We start from the raw sequence: 17683 nt of genomic DNA on the forward strand, positions 1-17683 counted from the left end.
AGCCCACCCCCAGTACTGTTACTGTGGTGCGGGTGAATCAACGACTCATCGTTCCTGACCTTGCCCGTGGCCTTGCATTGCTGGGCATCGCCATGGCAAATATTTCCACTGCCTGGATCATCGCTGACATGCCTGGCGCGACTGGCGAATATGTCGGCTGGGTCCAGCCCGGCAATGTGGCCGACCAAATCGCGGCGATGTTTGCCGCCATGTTTGTCCACGTGCGTGGCCTACCCATGTTCTCCACGCTGCTTGGCTTCGGTGTCGGCCTGATCACCATGAGCCTGTCGCGGAAGAACTACCCGGTAAAGAAGGCCCGACTCGTGCTGGTGAAACGGTACGGCATCCTGGCTCTCTTCGGCCTTGTGCACATGTTCTTCATCTTCAACGGTGACATCATGGTCTCCTACGGCCTGTGTGGCATGGTTCTGGGCTTGCTCATTGCCGTGCGCACAAAGATCTTGCGGATCATTGCCTACTGCTTCATTGGCTTCTCCATCTTCATGGCCTTCCTCGGCGCCGTTGGTGCTGCATTCGGTCAGGACCTGATGCTTCCCCTAGAGACGACGGACAACTTCACCACCCCCGCTGAGTACTTCATCGATAACGCCACCTGGGGCTTCATCATGCTCATCAATGCGGTGATGGCTAACGGTTTCCTCCTCGGCGTGATGCTCATCGGTTTCATTTGGGCTCGCGAAGGCGTGCTCGCTGACGTCAACGCACACCGTCGCACCCTGATCATCTGGTCCGCCCTAACCGTGGCCGTCATCCTTCTCATTGGCATCCCGTTGGGTCTGGCCTCCATCGGCGTGTTCAGCGGGCGCGTTGAAGCCATTTTCATTGCCCTCAACCAAGGCTTCGGCATGATCACCGGTCCCGGCATCCTGGCCATGCTCGCGTTAGCCACCCAGCGCCTGCATAACAAGGTCCCCGTGGTGTTCTACCCCTTCGTCGCACTGGGCAAGCGTTCCATGTCCGGCTACATCATGCAGTCCATCCTCTTCATCGTCACAGTCATGCCCTTCGGCCTCGGCCTGGGCCTCGAATCCGGCGTTGCCATAAAGCTGCTCATCGCCACCGGCATCTGGGCAGTCACCCTGATCCTGGCCACGATCCTGGAGGCCACCAACACCCCGGGCCCCTTCGAGTGGGCACACCGTCACCTCTCCTACGGCAAGACCGGCCGCTTGGAGCCCTACACTGTTGCTCATGCTTGATCTGCGCTGTTATTTCATCACCGGCCACGGCTCGCACGAGCAGATCGTGGAAACCACCCGCCAAGCCGCCCTCGGCGGCGCCGGCATGATCCAAGTGCGCAGCAAACCCATCAGCGCCCGCGCGCTCTACGACCTGGGCCTCGCCGTCGTCACCGCAGTGCGTTCAGTGAACCCTTCCACGCACGTGCTTATCGACGATCGCGTCGACGTCGCCCTCGCCCTCCGCCCCCACGGCGTGGCTGGTGTCCACATCGGCCAAGACGACCTAGACCCACGCGTGGCACGGGAACTGCTTGGCCCTGACGCAATCATCGGCCTGACCACCGGCACGCTTTCACTCGTTGAGGATGCGAACCAGTACGTCGATGTCATCGACTACATCGGTGCCGGCCCCTTCCGCGCCACCCCGACCAAGGATTCTGGCCGCGAACCGCTGGGCCTTGCTGGCTACCCCGACCTCGTCGCTGCCTCCGAGCTACCTGTCGTGGCCATTGGCGATGTCACCGTCGATGACGTGGCCGACCTCGCCGCCACCGGCGTCGACGGCGTTGCCATCGTGCGCGGCATCATGAACGCCGCTGATCCACGCGCCTACGTGGAGCAGGTCCTGCGCAACTTCCACTAACCGGCGAACGAGTCTGAATCACCCCCGTCCTCCGGGACCGGCATGCACTCATAGTCATCGTCCCGCACTGGCAGAGAGTGGCTGTAGGAGACGAACCGCGCCCCGTCCCGGAAATCGAAGACGATGTTGTGACGATCTCGCTGGATCTTCACGTAGCCGTCCGTGACCAGCGAGTGGCAGCCGGAACACAGCGGCAAAAGGTTGTCCAAGTCCGTCATGCCACCATCTGCCCACTCGCGAATGTGGTGGATCTCCATGAAGCGCCGATGGATGCATCCTGGCATGGCACACTGGCCACCCCACATTGCCATCAGCGCTTTGACTTGCTTGTCTGTGGCCAGCCGTGAGGCCCGGCCGACGTTGAGGACCTGCCCATGCCGGTCCACGATGTTCAGCTTCATTAGCGCGTTAGACACGATGTTCTCCAGTGCGGTGGACGGTGCCCCAGCATTGTTAGGCAGGTAGGCGTTACCGTCCACCGTCATCATCACGTTCACCTGCGCAGCTGGTGCGCGCAGCGTGTTCTTCGGGTTCGTGCGCACGATGTTCACCATTCCCATGAGCGCGTACATCATTGCCCGTCCGGTAGGGAGCCCGAAACTGGATTTGTCCCGCTTCGCAAGCTCCTTCTCCTCCTCTATTTTCTGGTCGTAGAGGTTGGCGATGCCGGCTTCGTCGATAAGCTCGGCAAGCTCTTCTTCCTCCGCGCAGTACGCGAGGTGCCCGATCTTGAGTGCCGCTGCCAGTGCTTCCCCGTCAGCGGCGTTGAGTTTTCCCCACACGTTCACGTCGCCGTTCTCATCCTGGCTCAAGCGGAGATAATGCTCCGGGTAGTCCTCACCCGTGCCCTTTTTCGGCTTGCCGGCGAGCGCATGCTCCAGCCCGTGGTAGCCGAGCTCCATCGCACGATTGACCAGCTCAACCTCATTTTCAGGGGTGAGATATTTGAGCAGGAGGCGCACCACGGAATAGCTGAGCTTGCCCTCCTCGAACATCAGCTTGAGGTACGGGAAGTTCTCCAGCTGCCGCGCAACCGCAACGTATTCGTGGGCGGTGGAATGGGATATGCCTAATCTTCGGATTAACCACGCGCCCGTGCTCGTAGCACCGAGATCCTGGGCCAATCCGAGGTTGTCGAACTCAGCTATCTGCGCCAAAAGTGACGCTTTGCAGCGCATCATCCTGGTGTAAGTGTCAATGATCCCCGCACCCATATGCGCAGCTAGAAGGTTCGGTTCCGCAAGTATTGCTGTCATGGTGTCCCCTTGTTGGTTCGTTGTGAAGGTGTTGTGGGAACACCATACAAAACGAGTACGACACAATTCGAACAGCAATTCGAACACAACCTAAGAGAATGAGTCCGCATTGCGGACTCCCTGGGGCTTTGTGTTCACGCCAAAACGTAGGCCTCAGACGCGCCGCAAAACACATCGAGCACGTATTCGAAACTAACCTAAGAAAAAGAGTCCGCATTGCGGACTCCCTGGGAAAACTAATCCTCCATCTCCGCGAAAGCCTCCTCCACGGAGTCATGCTCTTCACGGGATTCCTCCCACACTTCCTTCGCAGCAGAGAGGTTCACGATGATGATGATCGCTGCGACGATAATGTCGAACCAGGCGGTGGCCCACACGAAGGTGAGCAGGCCGGCGAGGATGATGAGGACGTTGGCCAAGGCGTCGTTACGCGCTGCGAGCCACGCCCCCGTCGCCAGCGACGAACCCTGATCGCGAAGGCGCAACAAGATCACGGCGCAGATCAGATTGACCACGAGAGCGCCGAGCGCGATGCCAGTTAGACCCGACGGCGACGGCGGCTCCGGGTTGATTATCTTCAGAACTACGGTCACCAGCGCGGCAACAGCCGGAATAAGGATGAGGCCGGAAAGAACAGTGCCGGCCACGCGACGCTGAGAAGCTGGCCACGCCACCGCGAAGAACACAAGCATGTTGATTGCTGTGTCTTCGAGGAAGTCTGCGGAATCCGCGAAGAGGGAGGCTGAGCCGATCGCGATGGCGGCTGCGAACTCGACGAAGAAGTAGCCGAGATTCAGCAGCGCCACGATCAGAACGGCGCGCCGAATACGCTGTTCAGTCATGGTTAGTAGCTGCTGAACCCGTCGTCGGAAAGCGTGTGCTTTTCGTCGCCAGTTATCGCCGGGTTGAAGATAGAGACCAGGATCAGATCCTCGTCTTTGCCGCCACGCAGGTAGTGCGCGTCGTGCTCGTCGAGGACGTAAATCGTGCCCGGGGTGATCGGGTACACGTTGCCCTCGGTGTCCTCGACCTCGCCGGAGCCGGCGATGCAGTAGCAGGCTTCGAGGTGGTTGCGGTACTGCAGTTTGGACTCGGTGCCGGCGCGCACGACGGTGTGCGCGACAGCGAAGCCCATGTTGTCTTTCGCGGTGAGCACGCGCTCGGAGGTGCCGCCACCCCACTCAACAGTTTCGACATCTTCTCGGGAACGAATGAACATGAATCTCCTTCCAGTTACCCGTTCCACGGTACGCGTAAGCTCGTGGGCATGATTCTTGCCATCATCACCGCAGAAGTTGCGTTCTGGCTCTGTTTGTTTGGCGGAATGTTCCTGCGCTACGCCCTTAAGTTGCCTAAAGCAGGAATTGTGCTGCTAGCGGCAACCCCCTCATTGACCTTGCTTTACTCGTTTACACGTTTTGGAGTCTGGCCGATACGCACCACGCAAATTTTTTCCACGCGTTCGGCGCTTTCTACGTCGTTTTTTCCATTGTTTTCGGCAAAGATCTGGTTCTCGCACTGGACAAGAAGTGGCGTGGTGAGACAGAGATCAGTGGTGAGGGCTTCAGCCGCTCGATCCGCGACAATCTGATACGCGCGGTTATTGCCTCCGGGATCACCATCCTCATCCTCGTAGCCATGGTCTTTGTTACAGGCATCGCCGGTAGTTTTTGGTTGTTCTATTGGATCATTGCTATGGCGTTTCTGCCGGCCTGCTGGTGGACAATCGATAAATGGGTGGAAAGAAGGAAAGCATGAAGGTCGCAGTAGTAGGCGCAGGAATTATTGGCTTATCGACGAGCCTCACCCTCGCCGACCACGGCCACCAGATCACCGTGTACGACCCAGCACCAGCTAGTGGTGCCACGTGGCATGCGGGAGGGATGCTCGCCCCGGCTGCGGAGGTGGTCTACCAGCAGGACCCGCTGTTCCCACTGATGATCGCGGCTGGGAAGTGGTATCCGGAGCTCATCGCGCTCATTCAGAAATACACGGACTCTCCCACCGGCTACCGCACGGAGGGAACACTGGTGGTGGCCAAGGACCGTGCGGATAAGACACATCTAGAGGAGCTGCAGGAGTATCAGCAGCTGCACGGGATGACCACGGAGCGCATCACTACGCGGGAGGCCCGGAAGCTGGAGCCGGCACTCGCCCCCGCCATTAGCGGTGCCGTGCACATTCCGGGCGACCACCAGGTGCGCCCGCGGCTCATCGCGGCGGCACTGCAGGAAGCGTGCCGCAATGCCGGGGTGACGTTCGAGGCGGAGGCGGTGAAAGATGTCAACGATGTCGCAGCTGATCAGGTGCTGCTGGCCAACGGTTTGGGGGCGCGCGAAACAACGGGCTGGTTCGAGGGCACGAACCCGTTGAAGCTGCGCCCGGTGTACGGCGACATGGTGGAGCTGCGCGTCCCGGCACACCAACGGCCACTGGTTGAGCGGGTCATCCGCGGGTTCGTGGAGGACCGACCGATCTATCTCATCCCCCGCGAAGACGGCACGCTGACCATCGGCGCCACCACCCGCGAGGATGATCGCCCTGAGCCGCAGGCAGGCGGCGTTCTGCAACTGCTGCGGGACGCCAGTGAGATCGTGCCGGGTATAGAGGAATGCGACATCATCGAAATCCACACCGGCGCCCGGCCTGGTTCCCCGGATGATCTGCCCTACCTCGGCCGGGTCAATGACCGGGTGGTTGTATCCACCGGCTACTTCCGCCACGGGATCCTGTTGGCGGGGGTGGGGGCTAGGTGTGGGGCGGAGATCGTCGAGAAGCTCAAGCCCTCCGTAGACTTGGAGGCCTGTAACCCGCTGAGGCACAAGGAGAACAATGAAGCTGACAGTGAATAATGAAGCGGTCACCACGAAAGCGACCACCGTGAAGGGCCTGCTGGAGGAGGTTCTGGGCGACGTTCCTGCTGGCACTGCCGTCGCCGTCGATGGGAATGTTGTACCGAAGTCACAGTGGGACACGCATGGACTGGACGAAGGCGCCCGCGTGGATATTCTCACCGCTGTTCAGGGAGGCTAAACGTGCTGGACATTGCCGGCAAGCAGTTCAATTCCCACCTAATCATGGGCACGGGCGGAGCAAGCTCGCAGGACATGCTCGAGCGCGCGCTCGTCGCGTCGGGCACGGAGTTGACTACGGTGGCCATGCGGAAATTCGCCGCTCCCGCAGGCGAGTCTGTTTTTGATCTGCTCTCCCGCCTCGGTATCGCGCCACTGCCAAACACCGCGGGGTGTCGCACCGCGCGAGATGCGGTGATCACGGCGAAGCTTGCGCGTGAGGCGCTGGGCACGGACTGGGTGAAACTAGAAGTCATCGCCGATGATCGCACGCTCCTGCCCGATGTTGTGGAGACCGTCGATGCGTGCGAGATGCTTATCGGCGAAGGCTTCACCGTCCTCGCCTACACCTCCGACGACCCTGTCGCGGCGAAGCGGCTGGAAGACCTCGGTGCGGCTGCGGTCATGCCACTGGGCGCACCAATTGGTACCGGCTTGGGAATTTTGAACCCGCACAACATCGAGCTGATTTGTTCGCGGGCAGAGGTGCCCATCCTCATTGATGCTGGTGTGGGCACTGCCTCCGATGCGGCGCTAGCGATGGAGCTTGGCTGCGACGGTGTGCTGCTGGCTAGTGCCGTCAACCGCTGCCAAGACCCGGTGTCTATGGCGCAGGCGATGCGCCTGGCCGTGGAGGCGGGGCTACTTGCGCGTGGGGCGGGGCGGATTCCGAAGAGGGAGCACGCGGTGGCATCCTCAAGCTTTGATGGCCTAGTCAGCTGGGCAGACCAGGTTTTGTAACCGAAAACTCCGTAGAATGTAACTAACGGGGTCACACGGACCCCCGCGCTACACCAAGGAGTTCCACCATGAAACGCACAACAACGGTTCTTGGCACCGCGGTCCTTGCCGCCGGACTTGCCACCGCCGCGTTCGCTCCGAATGCGGCAGCTAATCCGAACTACGTCTCCAACGCCAACAACACCGTCCGCTGCTACATAACGGAAGGTGAAACACTCTGCGTCAGCGACATCGGCCGTGACGCACAACCGGAGTGCAACCCGCCGGGCCATCTGATCCCAGCCGTGTCCATCCAGCGTAACTGGGTGGGCACCAAGTGCTGGAACCAGGGCTTTGACGGCCAGCCGATGCGCCTCAACCCGCTGCAGATTCACGTCAACGGCAGCCGGGTTGTCATCCCTGGCCTCGCGGGCGAGCTGTATGTCCTTGACGTGGCAAAGCCGGCACTGGTTCGCGCCGGCTCCCACAATGCAGTGCTGTTCGCCCTCTAATTAGTCCTGCTTGGACTCAGGCGTCTCACCGTCCACCACGAGTGCTTCGGTGAGGCGCCACGTCTCGTTCTCGTAGTCGTACTCGAGCTCGGGGCGGTCAATCTGGTTGCCTTCTTCGTCATAGCCAGGGGCCGGCTTGGCTTCGGCTTCCTCATATTTCTCTGCCGTGTCGGTCTTCTCCCACTTACGGGAACGGAAGCGACGGTCAGCTGAAGCATCGTCGCTCATAGCCTTGATCAGCGCGTACATCATGATGAAGTACACGAAGAAGAATGGCAGGGCGATGATGATCACCACTTCTTGTAGTGCCTGAATGCCGGAGTCGTTGATGAACAGCAGCGCTGCTGTGACCACACCGACGGAACATGCCCAGGCGACACGGTAGTAGCCCGGGGATTTTTCTTCCTCACCAGTGGCAAACATGTCCATGACCATCGCTGCGGAGTCGATGGATGTAACGAAGTAGAACACAATCACAGCCAGGGCGACCGTGCCGGTGACCACGTACAGCGGGTACTGCGCCAGCAAGGTAAATAGTGCCTGTGGTGTATCGCCGTCTTCCACGACAGGGCCGGTGAGCACACCCGGGTTCTCCTTTTCCACCTCAAGGGCAGCGCGACCGAAGGTGGCAAACCAGATGATGTCAAACATGGTGGGCAGCATGATCGTGCCGCCGATGAATTCGCGGACGCTGCGGCCACGGGAAATGCGGGCGAAGAACATGCCCACGTACGGCGACCAACAGATAGTCCATGCCCAGTAGAACGCGGTCCAGGTGGCGTGCCAGCCCGGGTTCTCACCGTTTGAATCCACCCAGAACATCAGCTCCGGCAGCGAGTTGGCGTAGATGCCAAAGGATTCCGTGATGTGCCCAATGATCTTCAGTGTTGGGCCCGCGATGAAAAGAAACACCAGCAAAGCGATCGAGCCAATGATGTTCAGGTTGGACAGCAGCTTCACGCCCTTATCCAGCCCGGTGGCCACGGAGATGGAGGCAGCCAGGGTGATGGCAATGATGATTACCAGCTGCACCCACGTCACCAGCGGGACGTCGAACATGATGTTCAGGCCAGCACTAATCTGCAGCACGCCAAGACCAACGGAGACGGCGAGGCCGAAGACGGTACCGATGATGCCGACGGCGTCGAGAAGCTTGCCTGGCCACTCGTACACTTTGGAGCCGAGCAGCGGAGAGAACATCGAGGAGTAGCGCGCGGGCATCTTACGCTTGTAAATGAAGTAGCCCATAGCCAGGCCAGGCAGGGTAAAGATCACCCACATGTGAATACCGAAGTGGTAGTAGGTGAACTCAAACGCTTGGCGGATGGCGCCGGGGCTCATGGATTCAAAGTCGCCGCGCGGCGGGTTAAAGGAGTGGTGCAGCGGTTCAGCCGCACCCCAGAACATCAGGGTTGCGCCCATGCCGGCGGCAAACAGCATGGAGAACCAGACGGGGAGGGAATACTCCGGGTCATCGTCATCATCGCCGAGTTTGAAGTTGCCGTATTTAGATACGAAAACAACAATGAGGAAGACGAACACCGTGGAAACACCACCGATGTACAGCCACGCGAAGTTGTCCATCATCCAGCCGGAGACCTGCGAGTATGTCGCACGGGCACGCTCGCCGAAAATGATGGTGGCGGCCACGAAGATGGTGATGAACCCCGCGGCAACACCGAAGATCAGAGGGTCTGATTGAAATCTAGGTTTCCTAGGCATGCCGATCAAGCTTATGTTAAAAGCGTGACTATCGCCCATCAGATTCCTGAAAAAGAGTTTCAACGCACCGCTCGCCAGATGAATTTGCCGGGTTTCGGCCCCGCGCAACAGGCAGCGCTCCATGCCGCACATGTGCTGGTCATCGGGGCGGGCGGCCTCGGCTGCCCCATCATGCAAACGCTCGCCGCGACGGGCGTGGGAAAAATTTCGCTTATCGACGATGACACCGTCGACCTCACCAACATCCACCGCCAAATCCTCTTCGGGGCGGAAGACGTCGGCCGGAAGAAGACGGAAGTGGCAGCCGAGCGCCTGAAGGCGTTGCAGCCCGACATCGAGGTCACCATCATCGACGGCCGCATGACCACCGATAACGCCGTGGAACTCCTCGACGGCATCGATGTGCTTATCGACGGCTCCGATACCTTCTCCACCAAATTCCTCGCCGCCGACGCCGCGGAGATCACCGGCACTCCCCTGGTGTGGGGTTCCGTGCTGCGCTACCGCGGTGACGTGGCTCTGTGGTGGTCCGGTCCAGGCGCCCCCGAAGACGGCGTGGGCCTGCGCGACCTTTACCCCGACCAACCCGATGCGGACTCTGTCCCCGATTGCGCCACGGCCGGCGTGCTGGGCGTGACCACCTCCGTTGTGGGAGGGCTCATGGCTACGGAGGTGGTGAAGTTCCTCACCGGCATCGGGCAGTCCGAGGTGGGCAAGTTGATGATGTATGACGCGCTGGGGGCGCACATAAGCGAGTTCAGGGTGACGCGTGACCCGGAACGCGCACTGACAACCTCCCTGCGTGCGAGCTATGGCGAAGTCTGCGCCATGCCCGACGGTGCGCCTGACCTGCTCGCGCAACTGGAGGCCGGCGAGGTGATCCCGCTGGACGTGCGCGAACCGCATGAGAAAGCCATCGCAGACTTGCCCGTGCCCGGTCGGCTACTGCCCACCTCTGACCTGGAGATCCAACCGTGCCTAGCCGCTGATTTCCTCGACAGCGTCGATAACGGCTCCCGCGTGCTTGTCTACTGCGCCTCTGGGATTCGCTCACAGTGGTTCGTGGACACCTTCGAGCCATTGGCGAAAGCGCGTGGCATCGAACTAGTGAACTTTCCCGGCGGAGTCAACGGGATTTAAGGCTGCTACCGTGGGAGCATGACTAACACCAAACTCCCCCTGTCCACTATTGATCCGGATGGCCTGCTGGAATACTCCGCAGTGTTCAGCGACCGCTCCCTGAACCACATGTCCGCCCGCTTCATCGGTGTCATGCAGGAACTCCAAGCCATTCTGCGCGAGACCTACAACGCCTCCTCTATGGCCGTTGTCCCCGGTGGTGGCACTTTTGCCATGGAGGCCGTGGCCCGCCAGTTCGTCCGCGACAAGAAGGCGCTGGTCATCCGCACCGGTAACTTCTCCTACCGCTGGACCCAGATCTTTGAAACCGGCCACCTCACCGACTCCGCCAGCGTGCTCAACGCGGAGCCGACCGGCGATGCGCAGCGTCCCTCTTACGTTCCGCCGGCGGCTGAGATCGCCACCGCGCGCATCCGTGAGGAGCGCCCCGCCGTTGTCATCGCCGCGCACGTGGAAACCGCAGCCGGCCTGGAGCTGCCTAAGGAATACATCGCTGAACTGGCCAAGGCCACCCACGACGCTGGTGGCCTGTTCGTCCTCGACTGTGTCGCCGCCGGCACCAAGTGGGTGGACATGAAGGAATGCGGCGTGGACATCCTCATCACCGCTCCGCAGAAGGGCTGGTCCGGCTCCCCGTCCACCGGCTACATCATGTTCTCCGAGGCAGCCCGCGCGGAGCTGGACAACACCACCTCCGACAGCTTTGCCATGGATCTGAAGAAGTGGACCGCGATCTCCGAAGGCTACGTCGCCGGCTCCGCCGCCTACCACGCCACCCTGCCCACCGACACCATCCAGCACAACCTGGCCCTGATGAGGGAAGCCAAGGAAGTCGGGCTGGCTGCGCTCACAGAACGTCAGGTGGAGCTGGGCACCAAGATCCGCCAGGCGCTGGCTGATCGCGGCTTCGTCTCCGTCGCCGCCCCGGGCTATGAGGCCTCCTCCATCGTGGTCATGCACGCCACCGCCCCGGAGCAGTCCAGCGGCGCCGCCTTCAAGCAGGCCGGCATCCAGATCGCTTCCGGTGTGCCGCTGCACGTTGGGGAGCCGGAGAACTTCTCCACCTTCCGCATCGGACTCTTCGGCCTGGACAAGTGGGCTGACGTTGATGCCGCCGTTGCCCGCTTCACGGAGGCGCTGGACAAGGTCGACCGCTAACCAAACGTCAGCGAGTACAACTTCACGCCTGCCGATGGCCGGATGCGCAGCACCCCATCGGTGGGCGTGTCGCCTTTCACTAGGTCCAGGGTGCCGTCGGTAACCTCGAAGGTCTTGGTGGAGCCGTCTGGGTATTCAACGTCGACCGTCCCCTTTCCGGACACCACCAACTGCACCCACGCGGCATGCACGTTGATATCCATGTAGCCGCCATCGGCCTCCACGGACTCCTGCCCCAGCGTCCACTTCCCGGACAGCGCGAACATGTACGTCCCCGGCGCGGGCTGCTCGCCGAAGTCACGCGGGCCATCGATGTAGTCCCGCTGCGCTGTGTACTTCGCACGCGCCGTGCCCAGGTAGGTCTCGGGGTTACGGTCCTTCGTGCCCCTCGTCCCTTCTTGCTTTTCGACGACCTCCGGCAACACCACCCCCGGCTCCGCCTCCCGCAGCAGCTGGCGGATGAGCTGCTCCGTCTCGGCATACGAGCCCTCCCCTTCCACGATCTGGCGGACATTGCCATCCTTGTCAATGAGGTAGCGCGCCGGCCAGTAGCGGTTGTTGAAGTTCTTCCACGTGGCAAAGGAATTATCCTGCGCCACTGGGTAGTGGATGCCTTCCTTCTCCACCGCAGCCTTGACGTTGTCCAGGTCATGTTCGAAGCCGTACTCCGGGGAGTGTACGCCGACGACGGTGAGGCCGGCGTCGCGGTAAGCGTCGTAAAGCTTGGTGATGTGCTCCCCTGCCCGCTGGCAGTTAATGCAGGCATACGCCCAGAAGTCCACGAGCATCACGCCACCGTCGTGCGGGCTTGGTGGCTGGTCGGTGTTGATCCAGTTCTCCAGGCCAGCGAATTCGGGGGCGGGGCCGCAGTCGTGGAGGGTGGAGGGGTCGGAGCGTCGACAAGCATTGAGTTCACCTGTACCCAACGCATTGGTAGCGAAGTCTGAGTTCTCAAAACGCTGCGACAGGCCCGCCGTCCAGTTCGGCAGCGAGCGCTGAATAGCGGCCGGCGCATTGAGCGCGAGCGCGAGCGTGAACACGAGCACGATCGCACCAATCGCGCGGCGGTGACGTTGCACCACGTCGACCTTCTCCCCGATCTTGTTGCCCGCGAGCGCGAAGATGAACAGCGGCAGCGCGGAACCCAGCGCGAAAGCCACGGTGAGCAGCACCGTATTCCAGCCGATCTCACCCGTACTACCCGCCACCGTCACCGCGGCGAGCACCGGCCCTGCACACGGCACGTACACCGCACCGAGCGCCAACCCGATAACAAAACCACCCTTGTCCTTGGCATTCTGCTGGAGCTGGTACGGGCGCGGAATGGCATCAAAGGGCTTCTGCACGATCGCACCGATCTTCGGGAAAATCATGCTCAACCCGACCAGGCACAGCAGGACAATGCCCGTCCACCGCAGCACCGACGGCGGCAAATGCAACGCGCTGAGCAACAACGAACCCAGCAACGCAATCACCGCAAAACTAATGGTCAAACCCGCCACCACGTGCGATGGTTTGCGGCCCACACTCACACCGAGCACCACCGGCAACACTGGCAAAATGCACGGCGAGAGCGCTGTGATCACCCCTCCGATAAAGCCGACGAGAACAACACTGAACATCTCAAACGTCCTTACTTCATTGCGTTTTCCTGACACCCGGAACTACGGAGCCACCCACTTTTTCGGATTGGTCCAATCCGTCTCCGCGGGGTGCTCCGTAGTACTTCATGACGGGCCAGAAAACTGCGCCCGCAACACCAACCCAATGAAGGAGACACCATGTCTATCAAGCGCACCATCGCCACTGCCACCGCCATCGCCATCGCCGCAGTCAGCCTCGTTGCCTGCAACGACTCCGCCGACAAGATGGACAAGATGGACGGCTCCATGACCCCGAGCTCCAGCGCCATGATGAGCGACTCCATGTCCAGCGAAGAGAAGATGTCTGACGACAAGATGATGTCCGAGGAGAGCATGGAGCCCTCTGACTCCATGATGAGCGACTCCATGATGATGGAAGAATCCAAGTAATCCATGACCCGGGTGTTAGATTTGGAACTTGTGGATCTGGATAGTCTGTTAGACGGCGTACGCGCGGGTGATAAAGTCGCGTTCAGTGCGCTGTATGACGCCATCGCGCCACAAGTTCTTGGTCTAGCCACTCACATTCTGCGCGACCAGGCCCAAGCCGAAGAGGTCACCCAAGAGGTGTTCGTGGAGGTGTGGCAGAAAGCCCACACTTTCGATCCGGCTCGGGGCAGCGCAAAGTCGTGGGTACTCCGCCTGGCCAAGTCGCGGTCTATTGACAGGCTGCGGAGTTGGCGCAGTGCGCAGGCCCGCGATACGGAAGACTTCAACTTGCAGCTCACCACGTGGGTCGCTCCCGCTGAAGAGGAAGCCGAGCAGCGGCTAGAATCGCAGGAGCTGCAAGAACTCATTGATTCGATTGGGGAGCCCCACCGCAGCGCGCTCATGTTTGCGTACTTCGGGGAGTACACCCACCAGGAAATCGCCGATGCGACGGGTGTTGCGCTGGGCACCGCGAAGACGCGTGTGCGCGACGGGCTGCAGAAGTTGCGCAAGGCAGTGACATTGAAAGGAGGCCTGTGATGGATAAGGATTTTGAGGACCTGTTCAATTCCGCGGCCTCACCAGTCACACCGCCGCCAGAGCTCAAAGACGCGATCTTGCAGCGTATCGACGCCACCGAGCAGCCCACCGACCTCACCACCGCCCGGAACAATCGCCTCAGCCGCCGCCTCATGGCCGCTGCTGCCGCGGTCGTGCTGTTTGTCGGCGGTGGCGTCGTGGTCACCCAGTTCAACGACAATGGCGCCACGGAATCCGTAACTGCCCAGGGCATCGAGGAGATGCATGCGGTCATGGGTGCTGAGGATGCTCGCCAGGGGCAGGCGGATGCCATGGGCGCAACGCTGGACATCGTGCTCAGCTCCGACATGGGCAAGGGCGGCGCCATGGTCAATGGCCAGCCCGCACTTGCGGACGGCATGGGCGCCCAAGTCTGGGCCGTCATGGACGACGGCGCGATGGAATCCGCTGGCGTCATCGGCCAGGAACCCCACGACGACGTGTGGATGCCTCTGCCCGGTGGCACCACCTCCGTGCTCGTGACCGAGGAAGTCGCCGCCGGCGCCGAGCAACCCTCCGGCACGGTGCTGGCAAAGGTGCAGCTCTAGCCCCTCCTACCCCAAAACCAGCTATTCAGATCCAGCTTTTCGCCGCTTTTGGGCCTATTAGCTGGACCTAGATAGCTGGGTTTAGCCGGCGATCAGTGCAGAGCGGTCAGCGCAAGGCGGGGAGCACGTACTCGATCAACTCGTCGATCTGCTCCTCCGCAGAGCGTTTCGACGACCTAAAGTTCACCATCACGTGATTGATCCCCACCTCGCGCTGGGTGTGCAGCAATTCGATGAGGGCATTGCGGCCCAGGCGGTAGCCGAAGGTGCCGCCGGAAGCGGGGGCGTCGGGGTCCTCGTGGAGGTCAAGCCACAGTGATTCCGCGAAGGGTTTGAACTGGTCCGGGCCCACAGCTGCCTGCCAATTGCGGACATTCTGTCGCTGAATCTCCAGGCCCTTGTGGTACATCAGCCAGCCGTGGGTGTGCTCCGCGCGCCACTCCAGGGTCTGCTGGCAGGAGCCGGTGGCCAACAGAGGGACTTCGCGGGCGATGGGTTTGGGCACGACATCAGCGCCGCCCATTTTGCCGCCGGACCAGCGGATGGGGGTGGCGGTGGTGAGGGTGGCGCGTCGATAAGCAGCAATTCTTTCGCGGAACTCTTCGTCGCGGTTGCCTTTGTCCTGGCCGAAGGCGGGGAACTCCTCCGGGCGATCGCCGGTAGCCACCCCCATGAGGAAGCGGCCGCCGGAAAGCCGATCAAGCGTGGCGGCGCGCTTGGCCAGCAGCAACGGGTGCTGGAAGGGCACGACGATCGCAGCAGTGCCGAGCGCGATATCAGTGGTCTGCGCCGCGATGTAGCTCAAGTACATCCAAGGGTCGTAGACCTGGCCGACGTCACCGAACGTTTCGACGCGCAGCGGGATATCGCGGACCCAAATGGCGGCCACTCCCCCGGCCTCTGCCTTGCGGATGAGGCGCAGCTGGTTCTCCAGGCTGTCCTGGGGGTTGGCCTCCGCATCCTCCTCGATAGGCAAGGACAGGCCCACAGTGAGCTCACCTTGCTGGAAAGTGCGCTTGAAGCCGGGGAGGTCGGTGTATGGGAGGTCCGAAAGCTCAAACATGCCCCCAGCTTAGAAGAACTGGGAGACCACCCCGAAGAGATCGCTCACGATCGCATCCGAGCTGTACTCGCCGAAGATCTCGCGGGCCATGTCGCGCTTCTCCTCCTCAGGCTTGTAGAGTCCTGCCAACTTCACCGAGGAGACAATGAAGTTGATCAGCTCTTTGACCACGGAGAAGGCATCGTTGAGAAACCCGGACGGGTTGTCGCTGGGGATGTTCTTGACCACGTCAGCCGGCAACTTCTCCACCAGGCTATCGATAAAGCTCATAGGTCCCGCTCCAGTCTTTTTGTTTGGCTACACGTTCTTGACTTTCAGAAAGATTACAGGTGCTCAGCAGGTTTGGCGCGGCAAACGGAAAACTTGCGCTAGAGCACCACCCAGCCAACGAGCGCAGCGCCAATCACCACTGCCCACGGCGGCACCTTCCAGGAGGTCAGCGCGGCGTAGCAAACCACAGCGATGCACAGCGTGGCCGCACCCGTGATGCCGGCAGTGAAGACCGGGGTGTACAGCGCCGCGCCGAGAATGCCCACGACAGCGGCATTCGCCCCAGCCAAGGCTGCGCCAGCGCGAGGGGCGTGGCGGATACGCTCCCAGAACGGCATCGCGCCGAGGACCAGCAGTGCGGCGGGCAGGAAGATCGCAACGGTGGCAATGACGGCACCGAGCAGCCAATTCGTGCCCTCCATACTCGCGCCGAGGAAGGACGCAAACGTGAACAGCGGCCCTGGCATGGCTTGTGCGGCGCCGTAGCCGGCCAGGAACGTGTCATGGTCCACCAGGCCCGGCCCGACGGTGACGGACTCAAGCAGCGGCAACACCACGTGCCCGCCGCCGAAGACGAGAGCCCCGGCGCGGTAGAACGTGTCAAAGATGCCCGCGCCGGTCGTACCGATGAGCCGCGCAACGACGGGCAGGGCGAAGAGCAGGACGAAGAATAGCGCCAGGCACACGATGCCGAGAGTGCGCGAGCCACTCCCCTGCGCGGTCTCCTCCGGCGTCTTCTCCGCGCGCAGAAACAGCAGGCCAACCGCGATGCCAAGCACGATGGCAGCCACCTGGATCAGCGGATGCGGGACCAGCAGAACCACCGTAAGCGCCGCCACCGCAATGGCCGCGTGGATCTTGCCGGTGACCAGACTCTTGGTCATCCCGTACACCGCCTGCGCCACCACGGCGACGGCCGCCGCCTTCAGGCCAAGGAGCCAGCCTGCCCCGCTGATGTCACCCAGCTGCGCTACCCCCAATGCGAAGGCCACCATGAGCACCACCGACGGCAGCGTGAAGCCCACCCACGCCAACAGCATGCCCAGGTACCCGGCGCGCTTCAGCCCGATCGCCATGCCCACCTGGCTCGACGCCGGGCCGGGCAGGAACTGACACAGCGCCACCAGGTCGGCGTACTGCTTATCCGAAAACCACTTCCGTTTCTCCACGAATTCATCGCGGAAATACCCCAGGTGTGCGGTCGGCCCGCCAAATGAGGTGCAGCCGAGGCGGGTGAAAATGCGGAGGACTTCCCAGGGGGACGATGTAGCTGGTTCGGTGGCTTTCACGGGGTCAACATCTACCAGACCTATGCCCACCTGACCTGTTGATGAAGGGGTGGGACTAGCGTTAGTGCTATGACGTTGCCAAAGTTCGGTCCCGCTTGGGCTGGCGCTTTAATGGGAACCTCGATTGCGTCGAGTTTGACTGGGTTACATGGATTTCATGTAGCCCAGCTCGTTTTTGCGCTCATCGCGGCGGGGCTCCTCGTTGTGTTCACGGTCGGCGTGCGCAATGAGCCGCCCCGGCACCAGAACATGGCGGCGTGGGGCATGTACACGATGGGCCTGCTCGCGTGCGGCTCAGCGTGGACAGCACTCACGGGTAACGATGTGTTCCAGCTGATCAGCTGGTGGATCGGCGCGCCACTGGCCATCATCGTGTGCTTGTGGCAACTCTGGGGTTTGTGGAAGCAGTCCCACCACTACACCGAACCCGCGTTCCCA

The 17683-nt window shown here is 61.5% G+C and carries 20 protein-coding genes and 1 pseudogene; 13 read left to right on the forward strand and 8 right to left on the reverse strand.

Annotation, left to right across the window (positions count from 1 at the left end; all coding sequences use genetic code 11):
- Positions 1–32 precede the first annotated feature (32 nt).
- Positions 33–1220, forward strand: coding sequence for a DUF418 domain-containing protein (locus tag HMPREF2129_RS08385; protein WP_232218132.1), 1188 nt, complete (start codon positions 33–35; stop codon positions 1218–1220).
- Positions 1204–1845: a thiamine phosphate synthase gene (locus HMPREF2129_RS08390; protein WP_156959266.1), complete on the forward strand. Its 642-nt coding sequence runs from the start codon at positions 1204–1206 to the stop codon at positions 1843–1845. Before HMPREF2129_RS08385 ends, HMPREF2129_RS08390 begins: the two co-directional genes overlap by 17 nt.
- On the opposite strand, the gene HMPREF2129_RS08395 is transcribed toward HMPREF2129_RS08390, so the two are convergent.
- The 3 genes from HMPREF2129_RS08395 to HMPREF2129_RS08405 all read right to left on the reverse strand — a co-directional run bounded on the left by HMPREF2129_RS08395 (position 1842) and on the right by HMPREF2129_RS08405 (position 4320).
- Complete coding sequence (locus HMPREF2129_RS08395) at positions 1842–3101, reverse strand: HNH endonuclease signature motif containing protein (RefSeq protein ID WP_052093048.1); 1260 nt, start codon at positions 3099–3101, stop codon at positions 1842–1844. The genes HMPREF2129_RS08390 and HMPREF2129_RS08395 overlap by 4 nt on opposite strands.
- A 236-nt stretch (positions 3102–3337) precedes the next feature.
- The gene (locus tag HMPREF2129_RS08400; RefSeq protein ID WP_034665437.1) at positions 3338–3943 is read right to left on the reverse strand and encodes a cation transporter; all 606 of its coding nucleotides are present in this window, start codon (positions 3941–3943) and stop codon (positions 3338–3340) included.
- Positions 3944–3945: 2 nt separating this feature from the next.
- Complete coding sequence (locus HMPREF2129_RS08405; protein ID WP_034665440.1) at positions 3946–4320, reverse strand: ectoine synthase; 375 nt, start codon at positions 4318–4320, stop codon at positions 3946–3948.
- A gap of 48 nt (positions 4321–4368) precedes the next feature.
- Here HMPREF2129_RS08405 and HMPREF2129_RS11025 point away from each other — a divergent pair, with 48 nt between their 5' ends.
- The 5 genes from HMPREF2129_RS11025 (at position 4369) to HMPREF2129_RS08425 (ending at position 7404) form a co-directional block, all read left to right on the forward strand.
- Positions 4369–4692 (forward strand): hypothetical protein, encoded by a 324-nt coding sequence (locus tag HMPREF2129_RS11025; RefSeq protein ID WP_156959267.1) that lies wholly within the window; start codon positions 4369–4371, stop codon positions 4690–4692.
- 163 nt (positions 4693–4855) lie between these two features.
- A complete protein-coding gene (gene thiO / locus HMPREF2129_RS08410) occupies positions 4856–5953 on the forward strand; it encodes a glycine oxidase ThiO (protein WP_156959268.1) in 1098 nt (365 codons plus the stop codon).
- A complete protein-coding gene (thiS, locus tag HMPREF2129_RS08415) occupies positions 5934–6134 on the forward strand; it encodes a sulfur carrier protein ThiS (RefSeq protein ID WP_034665445.1) in 201 nt (66 codons plus the stop codon). The genes thiO and thiS overlap by 20 nt, the downstream gene beginning before the upstream one ends.
- 2 nt (positions 6135–6136) lie before the next feature.
- Positions 6137–6913 carry a thiazole synthase gene (locus tag HMPREF2129_RS08420; protein WP_034665447.1) on the forward strand — a complete coding sequence of 259 codons (777 nt, stop codon included), beginning with the start codon at positions 6137–6139 and terminating at the stop codon, positions 6911–6913.
- A 68-nt stretch (positions 6914–6981) separates the two neighbouring features.
- Positions 6982–7404 carry a hypothetical protein gene (locus HMPREF2129_RS08425; RefSeq protein WP_034665450.1) on the forward strand — a complete coding sequence of 141 codons (423 nt, stop codon included), beginning with the start codon at positions 6982–6984 and terminating at the stop codon, positions 7402–7404.
- Here the strand turns inward: HMPREF2129_RS08425 and HMPREF2129_RS08430 are convergent, their stop codons facing one another.
- Positions 7405–9126 (reverse strand): BCCT family transporter, encoded by a 1722-nt coding sequence (locus tag HMPREF2129_RS08430; protein WP_084576725.1) that lies wholly within the window; start codon positions 9124–9126, stop codon positions 7405–7407.
- A gap of 78 nt (positions 9127–9204) precedes the next feature.
- Between HMPREF2129_RS08430 and HMPREF2129_RS08435 the strand changes: the two genes are divergently transcribed.
- Together HMPREF2129_RS08435 and HMPREF2129_RS08440 are read left to right on the forward strand one after the other, a co-directional pair.
- Positions 9205–10266 carry a ThiF family adenylyltransferase gene (locus HMPREF2129_RS08435; protein WP_052093051.1) on the forward strand — a complete coding sequence of 354 codons (1062 nt, stop codon included), beginning with the start codon at positions 9205–9207 and terminating at the stop codon, positions 10264–10266.
- Positions 10267–10284: 18 nt separating this feature from the next.
- Entirely contained in the window at positions 10285–11424 is a 1140-nt protein-coding gene (locus tag HMPREF2129_RS08440; protein WP_034665453.1) for an aminotransferase class V-fold PLP-dependent enzyme, read from the forward strand.
- On the opposite strand, the gene HMPREF2129_RS08445 is transcribed toward HMPREF2129_RS08440, so the two are convergent.
- Positions 11421–13046, reverse strand: coding sequence for a cytochrome c biogenesis protein CcdA (locus HMPREF2129_RS08445; protein WP_034665456.1), 1626 nt, complete (start codon positions 13044–13046; stop codon positions 11421–11423). The genes HMPREF2129_RS08440 and HMPREF2129_RS08445 overlap by 4 nt on opposite strands.
- Before the next feature lie 159 nt (positions 13047–13205).
- Here HMPREF2129_RS08445 and HMPREF2129_RS08450 point away from each other — a divergent pair, with 159 nt between their 5' ends.
- Genes HMPREF2129_RS08450 through HMPREF2129_RS08460 form a run of 3 tightly spaced genes read left to right on the forward strand, consistent with a single transcriptional unit; the run spans position 13206 to position 14623 of the window.
- Positions 13206–13457, forward strand: coding sequence for a hypothetical protein (locus tag HMPREF2129_RS08450; RefSeq protein ID WP_232218133.1), 252 nt, complete (start codon positions 13206–13208; stop codon positions 13455–13457).
- A 30-nt stretch (positions 13458–13487) separates the two neighbouring features.
- Positions 13488–14036, forward strand: coding sequence for a sigma-70 family RNA polymerase sigma factor (locus HMPREF2129_RS08455; RefSeq protein WP_084576733.1), 549 nt, complete (start codon positions 13488–13490; stop codon positions 14034–14036).
- A complete protein-coding gene (locus tag HMPREF2129_RS08460) occupies positions 14036–14623 on the forward strand; it encodes an anti-sigma factor (protein WP_034665462.1) in 588 nt (195 codons plus the stop codon). Before HMPREF2129_RS08455 ends, HMPREF2129_RS08460 begins: the two co-directional genes overlap by 1 nt.
- Positions 14624–14729: 106 nt before the next feature.
- On the opposite strand, the gene HMPREF2129_RS08465 is transcribed toward HMPREF2129_RS08460, so the two are convergent.
- From HMPREF2129_RS08465 to chrA, 3 genes are all read right to left on the reverse strand, one after another.
- The gene (locus tag HMPREF2129_RS08465) at positions 14730–15686 is read right to left on the reverse strand and encodes an LLM class oxidoreductase (RefSeq protein ID WP_034665465.1); all 957 of its coding nucleotides are present in this window, start codon (positions 15684–15686) and stop codon (positions 14730–14732) included.
- Positions 15687–15695: 9 nt separating this feature from the next.
- Complete coding sequence (locus HMPREF2129_RS08470) at positions 15696–15956, reverse strand: hypothetical protein (RefSeq protein ID WP_034665468.1); 261 nt, start codon at positions 15954–15956, stop codon at positions 15696–15698.
- Positions 15957–16054: 98 nt separating this feature from the next.
- Positions 16055–17245 carry a chromate efflux transporter gene (gene chrA, locus HMPREF2129_RS08475; RefSeq protein WP_084576729.1) on the reverse strand — a complete coding sequence of 397 codons (1191 nt, stop codon included), beginning with the start codon at positions 17243–17245 and terminating at the stop codon, positions 16055–16057.
- 69 nt (positions 17246–17314) lie between these two features.
- On the opposite strand from chrA, the pseudogene HMPREF2129_RS11250 reads away from it, so the two are divergent.
- Positions 17315–17683 (forward strand): annotated as a pseudogene (locus HMPREF2129_RS11250) (hypothetical protein); the annotation flags it as partial.

Origin of the sequence: Corynebacterium tuscaniense DNF00037 (genome assembly GCF_000759055.1) — a bacterium.
Lineage (GTDB): Bacteria > Actinomycetota > Actinomycetes > Mycobacteriales > Mycobacteriaceae > Corynebacterium > Corynebacterium tuscaniense.